General features: G+C 66.7%; 12 protein-coding genes. 7 read left to right on the forward strand and 5 right to left on the reverse strand.

Going from position 1 to position 15,358, the window contains the following annotated elements:
* Positions 1 to 6 precede the first annotated feature (6 nt).
* Positions 7 to 3,201, forward strand: coding sequence for a multidrug efflux RND transporter permease subunit (locus ACORQU_RS18745; RefSeq protein ID WP_491642529.1), 3,195 nt, complete (start codon positions 7 to 9; stop codon positions 3,199 to 3,201).
* Positions 3,202 to 3,275: 74 nt separating this feature from the next.
* Here the strand turns inward: ACORQU_RS18745 and ACORQU_RS18750 are convergent, their stop codons facing one another.
* The 4 genes from ACORQU_RS18750 to ACORQU_RS18765 form a co-directional block, all read right to left on the reverse strand.
* Entirely contained in the window at positions 3,276 to 5,042 is a 1,767-nt protein-coding gene (locus tag ACORQU_RS18750; protein ID WP_491642530.1) for an endonuclease, read from the reverse strand.
* 144 nt (positions 5,043 to 5,186) lie between these two features.
* Positions 5,187 to 5,333 carry an acyl-CoA dehydrogenase family protein gene (locus tag ACORQU_RS18755; RefSeq protein ID WP_491645174.1) on the reverse strand — a complete coding sequence of 49 codons (147 nt, stop codon included), beginning with the start codon at positions 5,331 to 5,333 and terminating at the stop codon, positions 5,187 to 5,189.
* Entirely contained in the window at positions 5,330 to 5,476 is a 147-nt protein-coding gene (locus ACORQU_RS18760; RefSeq protein WP_491645175.1) for an acyl-CoA dehydrogenase family protein, read from the reverse strand. The genes ACORQU_RS18755 and ACORQU_RS18760 overlap by 4 nt, the downstream gene beginning before the upstream one ends.
* Positions 5,473 to 6,672, reverse strand: a complete 1,200-nt coding sequence (locus ACORQU_RS18765; protein WP_491645176.1) for an acyl-CoA dehydrogenase family protein — start codon at positions 6,670 to 6,672, stop codon at positions 5,473 to 5,475. The genes ACORQU_RS18760 and ACORQU_RS18765 overlap by 4 nt, the downstream gene beginning before the upstream one ends.
* Before the next feature lie 74 nt (positions 6,673 to 6,746).
* Here ACORQU_RS18765 and ACORQU_RS18770 point away from each other — a divergent pair, with 74 nt between their 5' ends.
* Genes ACORQU_RS18770 through metH form a run of 3 tightly spaced genes read left to right on the forward strand, consistent with a single transcriptional unit; the run spans position 6,747 to position 11,521 of the window.
* Positions 6,747 to 7,676, forward strand: a complete 930-nt coding sequence (locus tag ACORQU_RS18770) for an ArsR/SmtB family transcription factor (RefSeq protein ID WP_491645177.1) — start codon at positions 6,747 to 6,749, stop codon at positions 7,674 to 7,676.
* 10 nt (positions 7,677 to 7,686) lie between these two features.
* A complete protein-coding gene (locus tag ACORQU_RS18775) occupies positions 7,687 to 8,796 on the forward strand; it encodes a homocysteine S-methyltransferase family protein (protein ID WP_491642531.1) in 1,110 nt (369 codons plus the stop codon).
* A gap of 40 nt (positions 8,797 to 8,836) precedes the next feature.
* The gene (gene metH / locus ACORQU_RS18780; protein WP_491642532.1) at positions 8,837 to 11,521 is read left to right on the forward strand and encodes a methionine synthase; all 2,685 of its coding nucleotides are present in this window, start codon (positions 8,837 to 8,839) and stop codon (positions 11,519 to 11,521) included.
* A 124-nt stretch (positions 11,522 to 11,645) separates the two neighbouring features.
* On the opposite strand, the gene dksA is transcribed toward metH, so the two are convergent.
* Positions 11,646 to 12,635: an RNA polymerase-binding protein DksA gene (dksA, locus tag ACORQU_RS18785; protein ID WP_491642533.1), complete on the reverse strand. Its 990-nt coding sequence runs from the start codon at positions 12,633 to 12,635 to the stop codon at positions 11,646 to 11,648.
* Between the two features lie 105 nt (positions 12,636 to 12,740).
* Here dksA and yidD point away from each other — a divergent pair, with 105 nt between their 5' ends.
* Genes yidD through ACORQU_RS18800 form a run of 3 tightly spaced genes read left to right on the forward strand, consistent with a single transcriptional unit; the run spans position 12,741 to position 15,180 of the window.
* Positions 12,741 to 13,004: a membrane protein insertion efficiency factor YidD gene (gene yidD, locus ACORQU_RS18790; protein WP_271645573.1), complete on the forward strand. Its 264-nt coding sequence runs from the start codon at positions 12,741 to 12,743 to the stop codon at positions 13,002 to 13,004.
* Positions 12,989 to 14,338: a dihydroorotase gene (locus ACORQU_RS18795; protein ID WP_491642534.1), complete on the forward strand. Its 1,350-nt coding sequence runs from the start codon at positions 12,989 to 12,991 to the stop codon at positions 14,336 to 14,338. Before yidD ends, ACORQU_RS18795 begins: the two co-directional genes overlap by 16 nt.
* Positions 14,335 to 15,180, forward strand: a complete 846-nt coding sequence (locus tag ACORQU_RS18800; RefSeq protein ID WP_491642535.1) for a M23 family metallopeptidase — start codon at positions 14,335 to 14,337, stop codon at positions 15,178 to 15,180. Before ACORQU_RS18795 ends, ACORQU_RS18800 begins: the two co-directional genes overlap by 4 nt.
* Positions 15,181 to 15,358 lie beyond the last annotated feature (178 nt).

Raw genomic sequence — 15,358 nt, forward strand, 5'->3', positions numbered from 1 at the left:
CCCCCAATGCCCAAGTTCTTCATCAACCACCCGGTCTTCGCCTGGGTCGTGGCGATCCTGATCTCGCTTGCGGGCGTGATCTCGATCCTCAACATGGGTGTCGAGTCCTACCCCAACGTGGCCCCGCCGCAGATCACGGTGACGGCCAGCTATCCGGGCGCCAGTGCCTCGACGGCCGAGCGCTCGGTGACCCAGGTCATCGAGCAGCAGCTGACCGGCATCGACAACCTGCTGTACTTCAGCTCGACCTCCAGTTCGTCAGGCCGGGTCACCATCACCCTGACCTTCCAGACCGGCACCGATGCGGACATCGCCCAGGTCCAGGTCCAGAACAAGGTCTCGCTGGCCCAGCCACGCCTGCCCTCGGAAGTGACCGCGCAGGGTGTGGTGGTGGCCAAGGCCAATGCGGGCTTCCTGATGGTGGTTGGCGTACGTTCCGACACCGCAAGCATCGACCGCAACCACCTCAACGACATCATCGCCTCGCGCGTGCTCGACCAGATCGCGCGCGTGCCGGGCGTGGGCAGCACCCAGCACTTCGGTTCCGAGTACGCCATGAACATCTGGCTCAACCCGGAGAAGCTGCAGGGCTACAACATGTCGGCCAGCACCGTGGAAGCGGCGCTGAAGGCGCAGAACGTGCAGTTCGCCGCCGGCTCGCTCGGTGCCGACCCTGCGCCGGACGGCCAGGCCTTCCAGGCCACGGTGTCCGCGGAAGGTCGCTTCACCGATCCGTCGCAGTTCGAGAACGTAATCCTGCGCGCCAATGCCGACGGCACCACGGTCAAGCTCAAGGACGTGGCGCGCGTGGGGTTTGGCCCGCAGAACTACGGCTTCGACACCCAGTACAACGGCAAGCCGATGGGCGCTTTCGCCATCCAGCTGCTGCCGGGCGCCAATGCGCTGAGCGTGTACGACGCGGTCGAGGCCAAGATGAACGACCTGGCGGCCAGCTTCCCGCCCGGCGTCAGCTGGTTCACGCCCTATGAGACCACGACCTTCGTCACGATCTCCATCGAGGAAGTGGTCCACACGCTGATCGAGGCCATCATCCTGGTGTTCCTGGTGATGCTGATCTTCCTGCAGAACTTCCGCGCGACGATCATCCCCACCCTGGTCATTCCGGTGGCGCTCCTGGGCACCTTCATGGGCCTGGACATCATCGGCTTCACCATCAACCAGCTGACCATGTTCGCCATGGTCCTGGCGATCGGCATCGTGGTCGATGACGCGATCGTGGTGATCGAGAACGTCGAACGCATCATGGCCGAGGAAAAGCTTCCCCCCAAGGAGGCGACGATCAAGGCCATGGAGCAGATCACCGGCGCGGTGGTGGCCATTACCGTGGTGCTGGCGGCGGTGTTCATTCCCTCGGCGCTGCAGGGCGGCGCCTCAGGTGAGATCTACAAGCAGTTCGCGCTCACCATCGCCATCTCGATGGCCTTCTCGGCCTTCCTGGCGCTGGGCTTCACTCCGTCGCTGTGCGCCAGCTTCCTCAAGCAGCATGCGCACGACAGCCACGAGAAGAAGAAGAACATCGTCTTCCGCACCTTCGAGAAGTACTACGGCAAGACCGAGAAGAGCTATGTAGGCATGATCGGCCGGCAGGTGCGGCATGCGCCGCGCTGGATGATCCTGTTCGCAGTGCTGGTGGTGCTGACCGGGTTCCTGTTCACCCGCATCCCCAGCAGCTTCATCCCCGAGGAAGACCAGGGCTATGCGCTGGCCATCGTGCAGGCGCCCCCGGGCACGCCCCTGCAGAAGACCAACGAGGTCATGACCCAGATCCGCGGGACGCTGGACAAGATCGACGGGTTCGAGGGCATGTTGCAGATCACCGGCTTCAGCTTCCTGGGCCAGGGCGAGAACGTCGGCATGGCGTTCATCAAGCTCAAGCCCTGGGATGAGCGTCCGGGTGGCGTGACCCAGTTCATCGGCCAGGCCAACGGGGCGCTGCAGGGAATCAAGGGCGCGCAGATCTTCGTGGTCAACCTGCCCACGATCCAGGGCCTGGGCCAGTTCGGCGGCTTCGACATGTGGCTGCAGGACCGCACCGGCGCCGGCCAGGATGCGCTGATGGCCGCGCGCAACCAGTTGCTGGGCCTGGCCGCACAGGACAAGAGCCTGATGCAGGTCCGCCCCAATACGCTGGAGAACGCGCCGCAGCTGCAGCTCAAGGTTGACCGCGTGCAGGCGCAGTCCATGGGCCTGTCGGTCAGCGACATCTACACCTCCATCCAGCTGATGCTGGCCCCGGTGTACGTCAATGACTTCTTCTACGGTGGCCGCATCAAGCGCGTGAACATGCGCGCCGATGCGCAGTTCCGCACCGGGCCCGAGTCGCTGGACCGCTTCTACACGCCCAGTTCCACCGAAACCGATGCCAACGGCAACGCGGCGATGATCCCGCTGTCCAACGTGGTGTCCAGCAGCTGGCAGTCCGAGCCGCCGTCGCTGGCGCGCTACAACGGCTACTCGGCGGTGAACATCAACGGTTCGGCGGCGCCAGGCAGCTCCTCGGGCCAAGCCATGAACACCATGGAGCAGCTGGTCAACGAGAAGCTGCCAGCCGGCTTCGGCTATGACTGGTCGGGCATGAGCTACCAGGAGATCCTGGCCGGCAACAGCCAGACCTTGCTGCTGGTGCTGTCCCTGGTGGTGGTGTTCCTGTGCCTGGCAGCGCTGTATGAGAGCTGGTCGATCCCGGTCTCGGTGCTGCTGGTGGTGCCGCTGGGCGCCCTGGGCGCCCTGGCCTTCACCATGCTGCGCGGCCTGTCCAACGACATCTTCTTCCAGATCGGCCTGATCACGGTGATCGGCCTGGCCTCGAAGAACGCGATCCTGATCGTGGAGTTCGCGGTGATGGAACGCGCGCAGGGACGCACCCTGCACGACGCCATCGTCAACGCCGCCCACCTGCGCATGCGCCCGATCCTGATGACGTCCTTCGCCTTCATCATGGGCGTGGTGCCGATGGCGATCTCCAGCGGCGCAGGCGCCAATGCCCGCCACGCCATCTCCACCGGCGTGATCGGCGGCATGCTCTTCGCCACGGTGCTGGGCCTGCTGCTGATCCCGATGTTCTTCATCGTGGTGCGGCGCCTGCTGGGCGACAAGATGGACGAGCCCTCCAAGGAATACCTGGAAACTCACCGCGACCAAGATGCGGGCGAGGCCACGCCAGGACACGGCGGCCACTGACCGCCAGGTCCGACGAGAAACGAAAAAGCCCCGGCCAAGCCGGGGCTTTCTTTTTCAGCGCAAGAGGCGAGCGCTCAGTTGGCGAGCTGGCAGGTCGCCGGCTTGGATGAGGTGAACAAGGCCGCGGTGGCCCACTCGGGGTGATCGACGAAGGGATTGCGATTGCCCTGGAAGCTGTAGATCACCTCGTTGCGGGCGCGCTCGGCATCGTCCGGCGGATCGGCCGCGCTCCAGGCCAGCAGCGTGGACAACAGCCCCATGTAGGCCGGCGAGGACGAGGTGATCACGATCTTGCTGCGGTCGTCGGTCAGTTCTAGGTCCGGCTCGGACTGACCGGTATTGGGATCGGCATCGCCTTCGTAGCGGATCGCCATGTACATCACCGCACGGGCCACATCGCCCTTGTGTGCACCCCAGACCTCGAACGAGCCCTGATTGCCATCGGGCGATTGCACCCAGTTGGAATTGCCCGGGTAGGTTCCGCTTCCCCCTCCCTGGCCTCCGTTGGATTCAGTGGTCAGCTCACTGCAGTTGGACGACGACGGGCAGTTGGCGTAGGGCTTGTTGCCGCGGCTGGCGTTGTAGCTGCTGTCGGTCAGGAACAGCATGTGGGTATCGGTGTAGGGCGCGTAAGGCAGGCCCATGTCGCCGGTGGCGCTGCCGAATCCCAACGAGTTGGGCCAGGTGTGCTCGCGGTTGTAGGTGGTGCCCGAGCCCGTGCCTGCCCGATCGCTGCCCTTGGTATAGCGGTGGTTCTTGTAGACGTCCAGGACCTTGCCGCTGTCGGTCGGGTCCTCGTCTGCGATCTCCAGGATCGACCAGGTGCTGGTCCCACTGCCGCTGTAGGGATACGCGGTGTGGCCTTTGATGGTTTCGTGCAGCGAACACCGCAGCTGGCTCGCGTTGCTGGTGTTGACCCGGCTGTAATAGCCGTCGCTCCCGCCGCCGCCGGCGTCGGCCACGGTGAAATCGACGACCGTGTTCGTCGCCGGATGCGCCCCTTCCGCATCGCTCACCGCGGAGGCCAGGACGGTGAAGGTGCAGGCTTCCCCCGCATAGAGCGCGGTATCGGTGGAGGCGGAAAAGCCGCTGCCACTGGCACTCGCATACGTCAGAGGGACGCTACCACTGCTCGCGCAGCTCAGGCTCAGGGCGCCATTGCCCAGGGTGACCGGCTCGCTGAAGGTGACCTCCAGGTCGCCCGCCGCCGGAAAGCCCGTCGCGCCGTCGAGCGGCGTGGTCGAGACCACCGTCGGTGCGGTATTGCTCGAACCACCGCCCCCATCACCATCGAAGCTTTGCCCGGCATTGCAGGCGCCAAAGGTCTCGGCCACCGCCGCATTCCAGCTGAAATCCGCAGCCTCCGACCCCGTGCCGCTCAGTTGCAGCGATGTGCCGGACGGCGTACTGCTGCCTTCGCTCACCGGCAGGTTGGTGCTGGTCGCGCCGGCGGCCGGACCGCTGGAGGCGGTGATCTGGCCCTCGTAGCTGAGGAACTGGACGAGATTGCCGGCCGAATCCACCAGGGCCAGGCCATCGGCGCTGCCGTTCTGCAATCCATTGCTGGGATAGCTGAGCGTGGCGATGGTCGCACTGCCGCAGCTGGCGGCCGTGCCGGCGGACAAAGTGTTGGTGCCGTACGGCGTGCCACCGTTGTAGCGGACCACCTGGTAGCCGGCCAGCGACTCACCAGCGGTGGCGACCACTTCGACCGCCTCGCCGGTGTCCGTGCCGCTGTTGTCGTAGTGCAGCTCGTTGATGAACACCGCGCCATGCGCCTGCCCACTGAGGGCAAGGAACACGGCCAGGGCGAGGGTGGAACGCGTCGTGCGTGTTGCCATGACAACTCCTTTTGCATCGGGGGAACCGCCGATTCTGTCCGGCCGTGTCGCGACAAACCCACGAATGCACCACGGTTTCCAAGCACCCAGACACGACGATGGCGCCCGCAGGCGCCATCTGCACACCATCATGACAAGCGCGTGTCAGCGCAGCCCGGTTTCTCCGCGGGCGATCAGCAGGCGCTGGATCTCACTGGTGCCTTCGTAGAGCTCGGTGATCTTGGCGTCGCGGTTGAGCGCTCCAGCGGGCGTCGTCGAAAGACGACGTGCTGGCGCGCGGCAGCCGCTCAGCGCAGCCCGGTCTCGCCGCGCGCGATCACCAGACGCTGGATCTCGCTGGTGCCTTCGTAGAGCTCGGTGATCTTGGCGTCGCGGTTGAGCGCTCCGGCGGACGTCGTCGAAAGACAACGTGCTGGCGCGCGGCAGCCGCTCAGCGCAACCCGGTCTCGCCGCGGGCAATCACCAGACGCTGGATTTCCGAAGTGCCTTCATAGATCTCGGTGATCTTGGCATCGCGGAAGTAGCGCTCCAGTGGCATTTCCTTGGAGTAACCCATGCCGCCGTGGATCTGCACGGCCTGGTGGGTGATCCACATGGCGCTCTCCGAGGCGGTGAGCTTGGCGATGGCCGCCTCGCTGCTGAAGGGCTTGCCCTGCTGCTTAAGCCAGGCCGCGCGCAGCGTCAGCAGCAGCGACGCATCCAGCTTGCACTTCATGTCGGCGATCTTGGCCTGGGTCATCTGGAAGGTGCCGATGGCCGCGCCGAAGGCCTTGCGCTCCTTCACGTACGCCAGCGTCGCTTCATAGGCGGCGCGGGCGATGCCGATGGCCTGCGAGGCGATGCCGATGCGGCCCGCGTCCAGCACCCCCATGGCGATCTTGAAGCCCTGCCCTTCCTCGCCGATGACCTCGGCCGGCTGGGCGATGTAATCGTTGAACTCGATCTCGCAGGTGGCCGAGGCGCGGATGCCCAGCTTGGGCTCGGTCTTGCCGCGCCCAAAGCCCGCACGCTCGGTATCGACGATGAAGGCGGTGATGCCGCGCGCGCCCTTGTCCGGGTCGGTCATGGCGAACAGCACGATGTACTTGGCCACCGGACCAGAGGTGATCCAGCTCTTCTTGCCATTGATCACGAAGGTTCCGTCGCCCTGCCTGACCGCGCGGCAGCGCATCGCGGTGGCGTCCGAGCCGGACTGCGGCTCGGTCAGGGCGAAGGCACCGATCTGGCTGCCGTCGGCGATGGCGCGCACATAGGTCTGCTTTTGCGCCTCGCTGCCGAACTTGAGCAGGCCGGTGCAGTACAGCGAGTTGTTGACCGACATGATGGTCGAGTGCGCCGCGTCGCCGGCAGCGACTTCGATCATCGCCAGCACGTAGCAGATCGGATCCATGCCCGCGCCGCCGTACTCGTCGGGCACCTCGATGCCCATCAGGCCGTTTTCGCCCAGCAGCTGGATGTTTTCCAGCGGGAACTCGCCGGTCCTGTCGAAATGTTCGGCGCTGGGCGCGATCTTCTCTTGGGCGATCCGGCGGGCCACGTCCTGGATCATCAGCTGCTCTTCGGTATATCCGAAATCCACGGTCTTTCCCTTCCAAAAGCTGCGGTGGCCGCGATTGTAGCCGACCACCATGCGGTTGCGTATGGAATTGACCCGGAGCGCCTTCGCCATCAAAATATCTCGCCATCGCGATATAGAGATAAATGATGGATCTCGAAGCCTGGTCTGCCCGGCTCAAAGTGTTTGCCGATGCCACGCGCGTGCGCCTGCTGGCCCTGCTGGCCGGCGAGGAACTGACCGTGGCCGAGCTCTCGGCAATCACCCGCCTAGCCCAGCCGCGCGTGTCCACACACCTGGCCAAGCTCAAGGATGCCGGCCTGGTGCGCGACCGTCGCGCCGGCGTCTCGGCCTACTATCGCTTCGACGAGGACAACCTGGACCCGTCCCAGCGCGACCTGTGGCGCAGCCTGCGCGCCGGCAGCGACGATCCGCTGCTGCGCCAGGACGCAGAGCGCGTGGCCGAAGTCCTGGCCGCGCGCGCGGCCACCCAGAACTGGGCCGACAGCGTGGCCGGCGACATGGAGCGCCATTACTCGCCCGGCCGCACCTGGGAGGCGCTGGCGCGTACCGCGCTGCCGCTGCTGGAAACCGGCGACGTGCTGGACATCGCCTCCGGCGATGGCGTGCTGGCCGAACTGCTCTCGCCGCATTCGCACCGCTATGTCTGCGTGGATACCAGCGCGCGCGTGGTCGCCGCCGCCGGCGAGCGCCTGCGTCGCTTTCCAAATGTGGAGGTGCGCGAGGGTGACATGCATGCCCTGCCTTTCGAGGCCGGCACCTTCGACCTGGTCGTGCTGATGCACGCCCTGACCTATTCCGAGCAGCCGGCCAAGGCCGTGGCCGAGGCCGCGCGCGTGCTGCGCCCGGGCGGCAAGCTGCTGCTGTCCAGCCTGGGCAAGCACGAACACCAGTCGGTGGTGACCGCCTACGGCCACGTCAACCTGGGGTTTTCCGACGCCGAACTGCGCCGTTTCGCGACCAAGGCCGGCCTGCAGGTCGCCAGCCTGCAAGTGGTCACCCGCGAACGCCGTCCGCCCCATTTCGAAGTCATCTCGCTGACCGGCATCAAGCCGTGAGGAGCGCCGCATGAGCACCACCCAATCCCTGCCCTGGCTCAACCCCGCCCGTACCCAGCAGCTGCTGGACGCACTGGCCAGCCGTATCCTGATCATCGACGGGGCGATGGGCACCATGATCCAGCGTCACAAGCTGGAGGAAGCCGATTACCGTGGCGAACGCTTCGCCGGCGGCTTCGACAGCCAGCATGCCGAGGAAGGCCACGTGCACGGCCCGGGCTGCGACCACGGCCATGACCTCAAAGGCAACAACGACCTGCTGCTGCTCAGCAATCCGCAGGTCATCGCCGGGGTGCACACCGCGTATCTCGAAGCCGGTGCCGACCTGCTGGAGACCAATACCTTCAACGCGACCTCGGTCAGCCAGGCCGACTACCACCTGGAGCACCTGGTCTACGAGTTGAATAAGGAAGGTGCGCGCATCGCACGCGCATGTTGCGACGCGATTGAAGCCAAGACGCCGGACAAGCCGCGCTTCGTGATCGGCGTGGTCGGGCCGACCAGTCGCACCGCCTCGATCAGCCCGGATGTCAACGATCCGGGCTTTCGCAACACCAGCTTCGACGCGCTGCGCGTGACCTACCGCGAGGCGGTCGATGGCCTGATCGACGGCGGCGCCGACACGATCATGGTCGAGACCATCTTCGACACGCTCAACGCCAAGGCCGCGCTGTTCGCCATCGAGGAAGCCTTCGATGCGCGCGGCGCGCGGCTGCCGGTGATGATCTCCGGCACCATCACCGATGCCTCCGGGCGCACGCTGTCGGGCCAGACCGCCGAGGCCTTCTACACCTCGCTGATGCATGCGCGGCCGCTGTCGATCGGATTGAACTGCGCGCTGGGCGCCAAGGACCTGCGTCCGCACGTGGAAACCCTGTCCACCGTGGCCGACTGCTACGTCAGCGCGCATCCCAACGCCGGCCTGCCCAACGCCTTCGGCGAATACGACGAGACCCCGGAGGAAATGGCCGAGACCCTGCACGAGTTCGCCACCGCCGGCCTGCTCAACCTGGTCGGCGGCTGCTGCGGTACCTCGCCGGACCATATCCGCGCGATCGCCAACGCCGTGTCCGGTCTCGCCCCACGCGCCCTGCCCCAGCGCCTGGCCGACGCCGCCTGATCCCCCTGCACCTGCACCGCTACCCGAATCTGGTCGCCGTATGACTTCTCCCCGCTATACCCGTCTGTCCGGCCTGGAACCGCTGGTCATCACCCCGCAGTTGCTGTTCGTCAATGTCGGCGAGCGCACCAACGTCACCGGCAGCGCGCAGTTCCGCAAGATGGTCAAGGAAGAGCGCTACGAAGACGCGGTCGAGGTCGCCCGCCAGCAGGTGGAGAGCGGCGCACAGATCCTCGACGTCAACATGGACGAGGGCCTGATCGATTCGGAAAAGGCCATGGTGCGCTACCTCAACCTGATCGCCTCCGAGCCGGACATCGCCCGCATCCCGGTGATGGTCGACAGTTCCAAGTGGAGCGTGATTGAGGCCGGCCTGCAGTGCCTGCAGGGCAAGGGCGTGGTCAATTCGATCTCGCTCAAGGAGGGCGAGGCCGCCTTCATCGAACACGCGCGCAAGGTGCTGCGCTATGGCGCGGCCGCGGTGGTGATGGCCTTCGACGAAACCGGCCAGGCCGATACCTGCGCGCGCAAGGTCGAGATCTGCACGCGCGCCTACAGGATCCTCACCGAGCAGGTCGGCTTCCCGCCCGAAGACATCATCTTCGACCCCAACATCTTCGCCGTGGCCACCGGCATCGAGGAGCACGACAACTACGCGGTGGACTTCATCGAAGCCACGCGCGTCATCAAACAGACCCTGCCGCACTGCCACGTGTCCGGCGGCGTGTCCAACGTGTCCTTCTCTTTCCGCGGCAACGAGACCGTGCGCGCGGCGATCCACTCGGTGTTCCTGTACCACGCCATCAAGGCCGGCATGGACATGGGCATCGTCAACGCCGGCGCGCTGCCGATCTACGACGACCTGGAGCCGGAACTGCGCGAGCGCGTGGAGGACGTGATCCTCAACCGCCGCAAGGACGGCACCGAGCGTCTGCTGGAGATCGCCGAGCGCTACAAGGGCAAGAAGGGCGAAAAGAAGGTCGAGGACCTGGCCTGGCGCAGCAAATCCGTGCGCGAGCGGCTGGCCCACGCCCTGGTCCACGGCATCGACGCCTTCGTCGAGACCGATACCGAGGAAGCCCGTGCCGAGGCGACCCGTCCGCTGGACGTCATCGAAGGCCCGCTGATGGATGGCATGAACGTGGTCGGCGATCTGTTCGGTGCCGGCAAGATGTTCCTGCCCCAGGTGGTCAAGTCCGCGCGGGTGATGAAGAAGGCCGTGGCCTACCTGCTGCCCTTCATCGAGGAGGAAAAGCTGCGCACCGGCGATGCCGGCCAGTCCAACGGCAAGATCATCATGGCCACGGTCAAGGGCGACGTGCACGACATCGGCAAGAACATCGTCGGCGTGGTCCTGGCCTGCAACAACTTCGACGTGGTCGACCTGGGCGTGATGGTGCCGACCCAGACCATCCTGGACCGCGCCAAGGCCGAGAACGCCGACATCATCGGCCTGTCCGGGTTGATTACGCCCTCGCTGGAGGAAATGACCCACGTGGCGCGCGAGATGCAGCGCCAGGGCTTCCAGATGCCGCTGATGATCGGCGGGGCCACCACCTCGCGCGCGCACACCGCGCTGAAGATCGACCCGCACTACAGCGCCCCGACGGTCTGGGTGAAGGACGCCTCGCGCGCGGTCGGCGTGGCCCAGTCGCTGATCTCGCGCGACATGCGCGCGGCCTTCGTCGCGGCCAACGATGCCGATTACGCCGAGATCCGCCAGCGCCACGCCAACCGCGGCGACGCCAAGCGCCTGGTGTCCCTGAGCAAGGCGCGCGGTCAGAAATTCGATGGCGGCTGGGACAGCTACACCCCGCCGACGCCGGCCAAGCCGGGCATCACCGTGTTCGACGATTATCCGCTGGCCGAGCTGGTGGCACTGATCGACTGGACCCCGTTCTTCCAGGCCTGGGAACTGGCCGGCAAGTATCCGGCCATCCTCACCGACGAGGTTGTGGGCCCGCAGGCGACCGAGTTGTTCGCCGATGCCCAGGCCATGCTCAAGCAGATCGTCAAGGAGAAGTGGCTGACGGCCAAGGCCGTATTCGGCCTGTGGCCGGCCAACAGCATCGGCGACGACGTGGTGCTGCAGCACGAGCGCGGTCCGTCGACCTTGCGCTTCCTGCGCCAGCAGGTCGACAAGCCGGCCGATCGCCCGGATTTCTGCCTGGCCGACTTCATCGCGCCGAAGGACAGCGGCAAGCAGGACTGGATCGGCGCGTTCGCCGTCACCGCCGGCATCGGCATCGAACCGCACGTGGCGCGCTTCGAGGCGCAGCACGACGACTACAACGCGATCCTGCTCAAGGCGCTGGCCGACCGCCTGGCCGAAGCCCTGGCCGAGCGCCTGCACCAGCGCGTGCGCACCGAGTTCTGGGGCTACGACGCGGGCGAGACGCTGGACAACGAGGCGCTGATCGCCGAGAAGTACCGCGGCATCCGCCCGGCCCCGGGCTACCCGGCCTGCCCCGAGCATAGCGAGAAGGGCCTGCTGTTCGATCTGCTCGACGCGCCCGGCAACGCCAGCATGAGCCTGACCGAGAGCTTCGCGATGCTGCCCACCGCGGCAGTCTCCGGCTATTACTTCAGCCATCCCAAGTCGCAGTATTTCGTCGTCGGCCGCGTCTCCAAGGAGCAGGCGCTGGATTACGCCAAGCGCAAGGGCGTGGAGCTAACCCAGGTCGAGCGCTGGCTGGCCTCCAATCTGGACTACGACCCGGATTGATCCGGCATGACGACGATGGGCCCAGCTTTGGCTGGTCCTTCGCCGCCATGCCGGCTCCCACGAATGCACATGAAAAAGCCCCGCGCGAGCGGGGCTTTTTCTCTCATGACAATCGGGTCAGGGATCAGTCGCCCTGCTGCTTTTGCAGGTGTTCCCAGCGTTCCTGCGCATCCAGGGTGCGCTCGGCGGTCAGGCGCGCTTCCAGGCGTTCCAGGCCGATCTCCTCTCCGGTATCCACGCAGTAGCCGTAGTCGCCGGCATCCAGGCGCTTGAGCGTGCTGTCGATCTTGCCGATCAGCTTGCGGTAGCGGTCGCGGGTGCGCAGTTCCAGCGAGTTCTCGGTTTCGCGGGTGGCGCGTTCGGCTTCGTCGCCGACATCACGCACTTCGTCCTTGAGGTTCTCGATGGTCTGCTTGGATTCTTCAACCAGGTCGGCACGCCAGCCCAGCAGGCGCTGGCGGAAGTACTCCAGCTGCAGGGGGCTCATGTACTCCTCGTCGGCCTTGGGCTTGTAGCCGGCGGGCAGCACGGGGCGGCCGGTGGCCTCATCGACGGTGTACTCGACCTTGCGCAGCTTGGTCTTGGGGGTGGGCTCGGCCGCGCGCGCGGTGACGGCCACGGCGATCTTGCCGGTCACGCGCGAGGCGGTCGGCTTGGCCGGGGCGGCGGGCTTGGCAGTCTTGGATGGGGTCTTGGAGGCAGGCACAGTCTTCTTTACGGGGGCGGCCTTGGCGGTGGACGCAGCAGGCGCGGGCGTCGCGGCGGTTTTCTTGACCACGGTGGCCTCGCTGCGGCCGGGGGCCTTGGCGGTGGCGGATTTGGCCGGAGCGGACTTTGCAGCCGTCTTCGGTACGGACTTGGGCGCGGCCGTCTGTGGCGTGGCCTTCTTGGCCGGCGCGGGGGCCGGCTTCTTCACCGTCGCGTTCCTGGCGGCGGTCGCGGTGCTCGTGGTCTTCTTGGCAGGCGCCGCCTTGGTCGCCGCCTTTCTGACCACAGGGGCGGTCTTCTTCGGCGTCGCCGGCTTGGCCGCAGCCTTGGCCACGGGTGCCTTCTTCGCAACGGCGGGCTTCTTGGCGGCCTTGACGGCCTGTTTTGCGGGTTTCTTGGCTGCCACGAACAGCGTCCTTGATGATTCCCGGGCCGGGAAAAGCGGGCCTTTATAGCCTACCCGGCCAGGGGGGGCAACCGGGTGGAGGAAGCATCGCTTATCATCGGGGGCATGCTCCGGCGCGGACTAATCGCCCTATTGCGCGGCTACAAGCGCTTCGTGAGCCCCCTGCTGGGGCCACGCTGCCGTTTCGAGCCCAGCTGCTCGGAATACGCGATGCAGGCCATCGACCGGTTTGGCCCGGCGCGCGGCGGCTGGATGGCGATCAAACGCATCGGCCGCTGCCACCCCCTGCATCCCGGCGGCTACGACCCAGTGCCGCCCTCTCCCCATTCATCTTCAGCCAAAGGATCCTGCCGATGCCCGCCACCGTGATCGTGAACGCCCGCCTGGTCAACGAAGGCCGCGTGGCCGAAGCTGATCTGCGGTTCGAGCACGGTCGCATCACCCGCATCGCCCCCAGCATCAAGGTCGGGGCCAACGAGACGGTGATCGAGGCCGGCGGGCGCTGGCTGCTGCCGGGCATGATCGATGGTCAGGTGCATTTCCGCGAACCGGGGCTGACCCACAAGGGCGACATCGCCACCGAATCGGCCGCCGCGGTCGCCGGCGGGCTGACCAGCTTCATGGAGATGCCCAACACCCGCCCACCCACGCTCAGCGCCGAGGCGCTGGAAGCCAAGTACGCGCTGGCCAAGGGCCGCGCCTGGGGCAACCACGGCTTCTACATGGGCGCCAGCCACGACAACCTGGACGAGATCCGGCGCACCGATCCGAAGGCCACCCCAGGAGTGAAGGTGTTCATGGGCGCCTCCACCGGCAACATGCTGGTCGATGACCCGGCCACGCTGGAGGCGATCTTCCGCGATGCGCCGGTGCCGATCATCACCCACTGCGAGGACACCCCGACGATCGAGGCCAACCTCGCCCGCTACCAGGCCCGGTATGGCGATGAGATCCCGGTGGAATTCCATCCGGACATCCGCTCGCGCGAGGCCTGCCTCAAGTCCACGCAACTGGCGCTGTCGCTGGCGAAGCGACACGGCACCCGCCTGCACGTGCTGCACCTGTCCACTGCCGAGGAGCTGGCGTTGTTCAAGGCGGCCCCACTGGTGGGCGCGGACGGCACGCGCAAGCAGATCACCGCCGAGACCTGCATCCACTTCCTGCATTTCGAACGCGGCGACTACGCGCGCCTGGGCAACTTCATCAAGTGCAACCCGGCGATCAAGGACAGGTCCGATCGCCTGGCGCTGATCAAGGCCCTGAACGACGACGTGATCGACGTGCTGGCCACCGACCACGCGCCGCACACGCTGGACGAGAAGTCGCAGACCGGCTACCTCCAGGCGCCCGGCGGCCTGCCGCTGGTGCAGCACGCGCTGGTCGCCGCGCTCGAGCTGGTCCACGAGAAGAAGACCAGCATCACCCAGGTCGTGCGCAAGACCGCGCACGCGCCGGCGCAGCTGTTCGACGTGGCCGAGCGCGGCTTCTTGCGCGAAGGCTACTGGGCCGACCTGGTGCTGATCGATGACGAGGACTTCACCGTGCAGCGCGAGGACGTGCTGTCCAAGTGTGGCTGGTCGCCGTTCGAAGACACCACCTTCCACCACAGGATCGGGGCGACCTGGGTCAACGGCCGCATGGTCTGGAACGGCGAGCAACTGGTGGGGACCCCGCGCGGGATGCGGCTGGAGTTCAATCGATGAGGCCGGCACTGTTGGCCCTGCTGCTGGCTGCGGCCGGCGCCCCGCTGGCCCTGTCCACGGCCATGCCCGCGCGGGCCCAGGCCGAGGCGCAGGTGGTGTTCCCGACCTCGGTCTCCCAGGGCGCGCTGGTGTTCGGCAAGGTCGCGCCCGGCAGCGACGTGCGCTACGCCGGACGCACCCTGCGGGTGACCGGCTATGGCACCGTGGTGTTCGGCGTGGGCCGCAACGAAGCCGGACCGCTGCAGGTCCAGGTCACCGCCCCCGGCGGTGCGCCGCAGACCGTGTCCATCGCGGTCACCCCGCGCGACTGGCCCACCGAACGCGTCAACGGCGTGCCGCCCAAGAGCGTCAACCCACCGCCGGCCATCGCCGCGCGCATCGCCCGCGAACAGGCCGAAGTCAGCGCCGCGCGCGACCGCGATGACGATCGCGTCGATTTCGCCCAGCCCTTCATCTGGCCGGTCACCGGCCGCATCAGCGGCCGCTTCGGCAATGCCCGGGTCTACAACGGACAGCCCTCCCCGGCCGGCCATTCGGGCATGGACATCGCCGTGCCCACCGGCACCCCGGTCAAGGCGCCGGCAGCCGGGGTGGTCACCTTCGCCAACCCGGACCTGTACCTCACCGGCGGCACGATCCTGCTGGACCACGGTTACGGGGTGAGCTCGAACTTCCTGCACCTCTCACGCCTGGACGTGAAGGTGGGCGATCGGGTCGAACAGGGCCAGGTGATCGGCGCGGCCGGCAGCACCGGACGCGCGACCGGGCCGCACCTGCACTGGGGCATGAGCTGGTTCGAGACCCGCATCGATCCGCTGCTAGTTCTGGATCGGGGCCAGTAGCCAGTCGCGACCAGCCCGGCGCTGACCAGGCGCCGATGCCCTAAAGGCCCGGCCTGGGCCTGCACGCCTGGCGCTTTGGTTGTATAACCGAAACGTCATCGCGTCCTGGCCGTTCCCCCACGAACCTCCGGCACGGCGCGGGACCTACCGCAGTTGCAACAGCCGTCGCGGGGCCGGT

The sequence above is a fragment of the Pseudoxanthomonas sp. JC1303 genome (assembly GCF_058448525.1).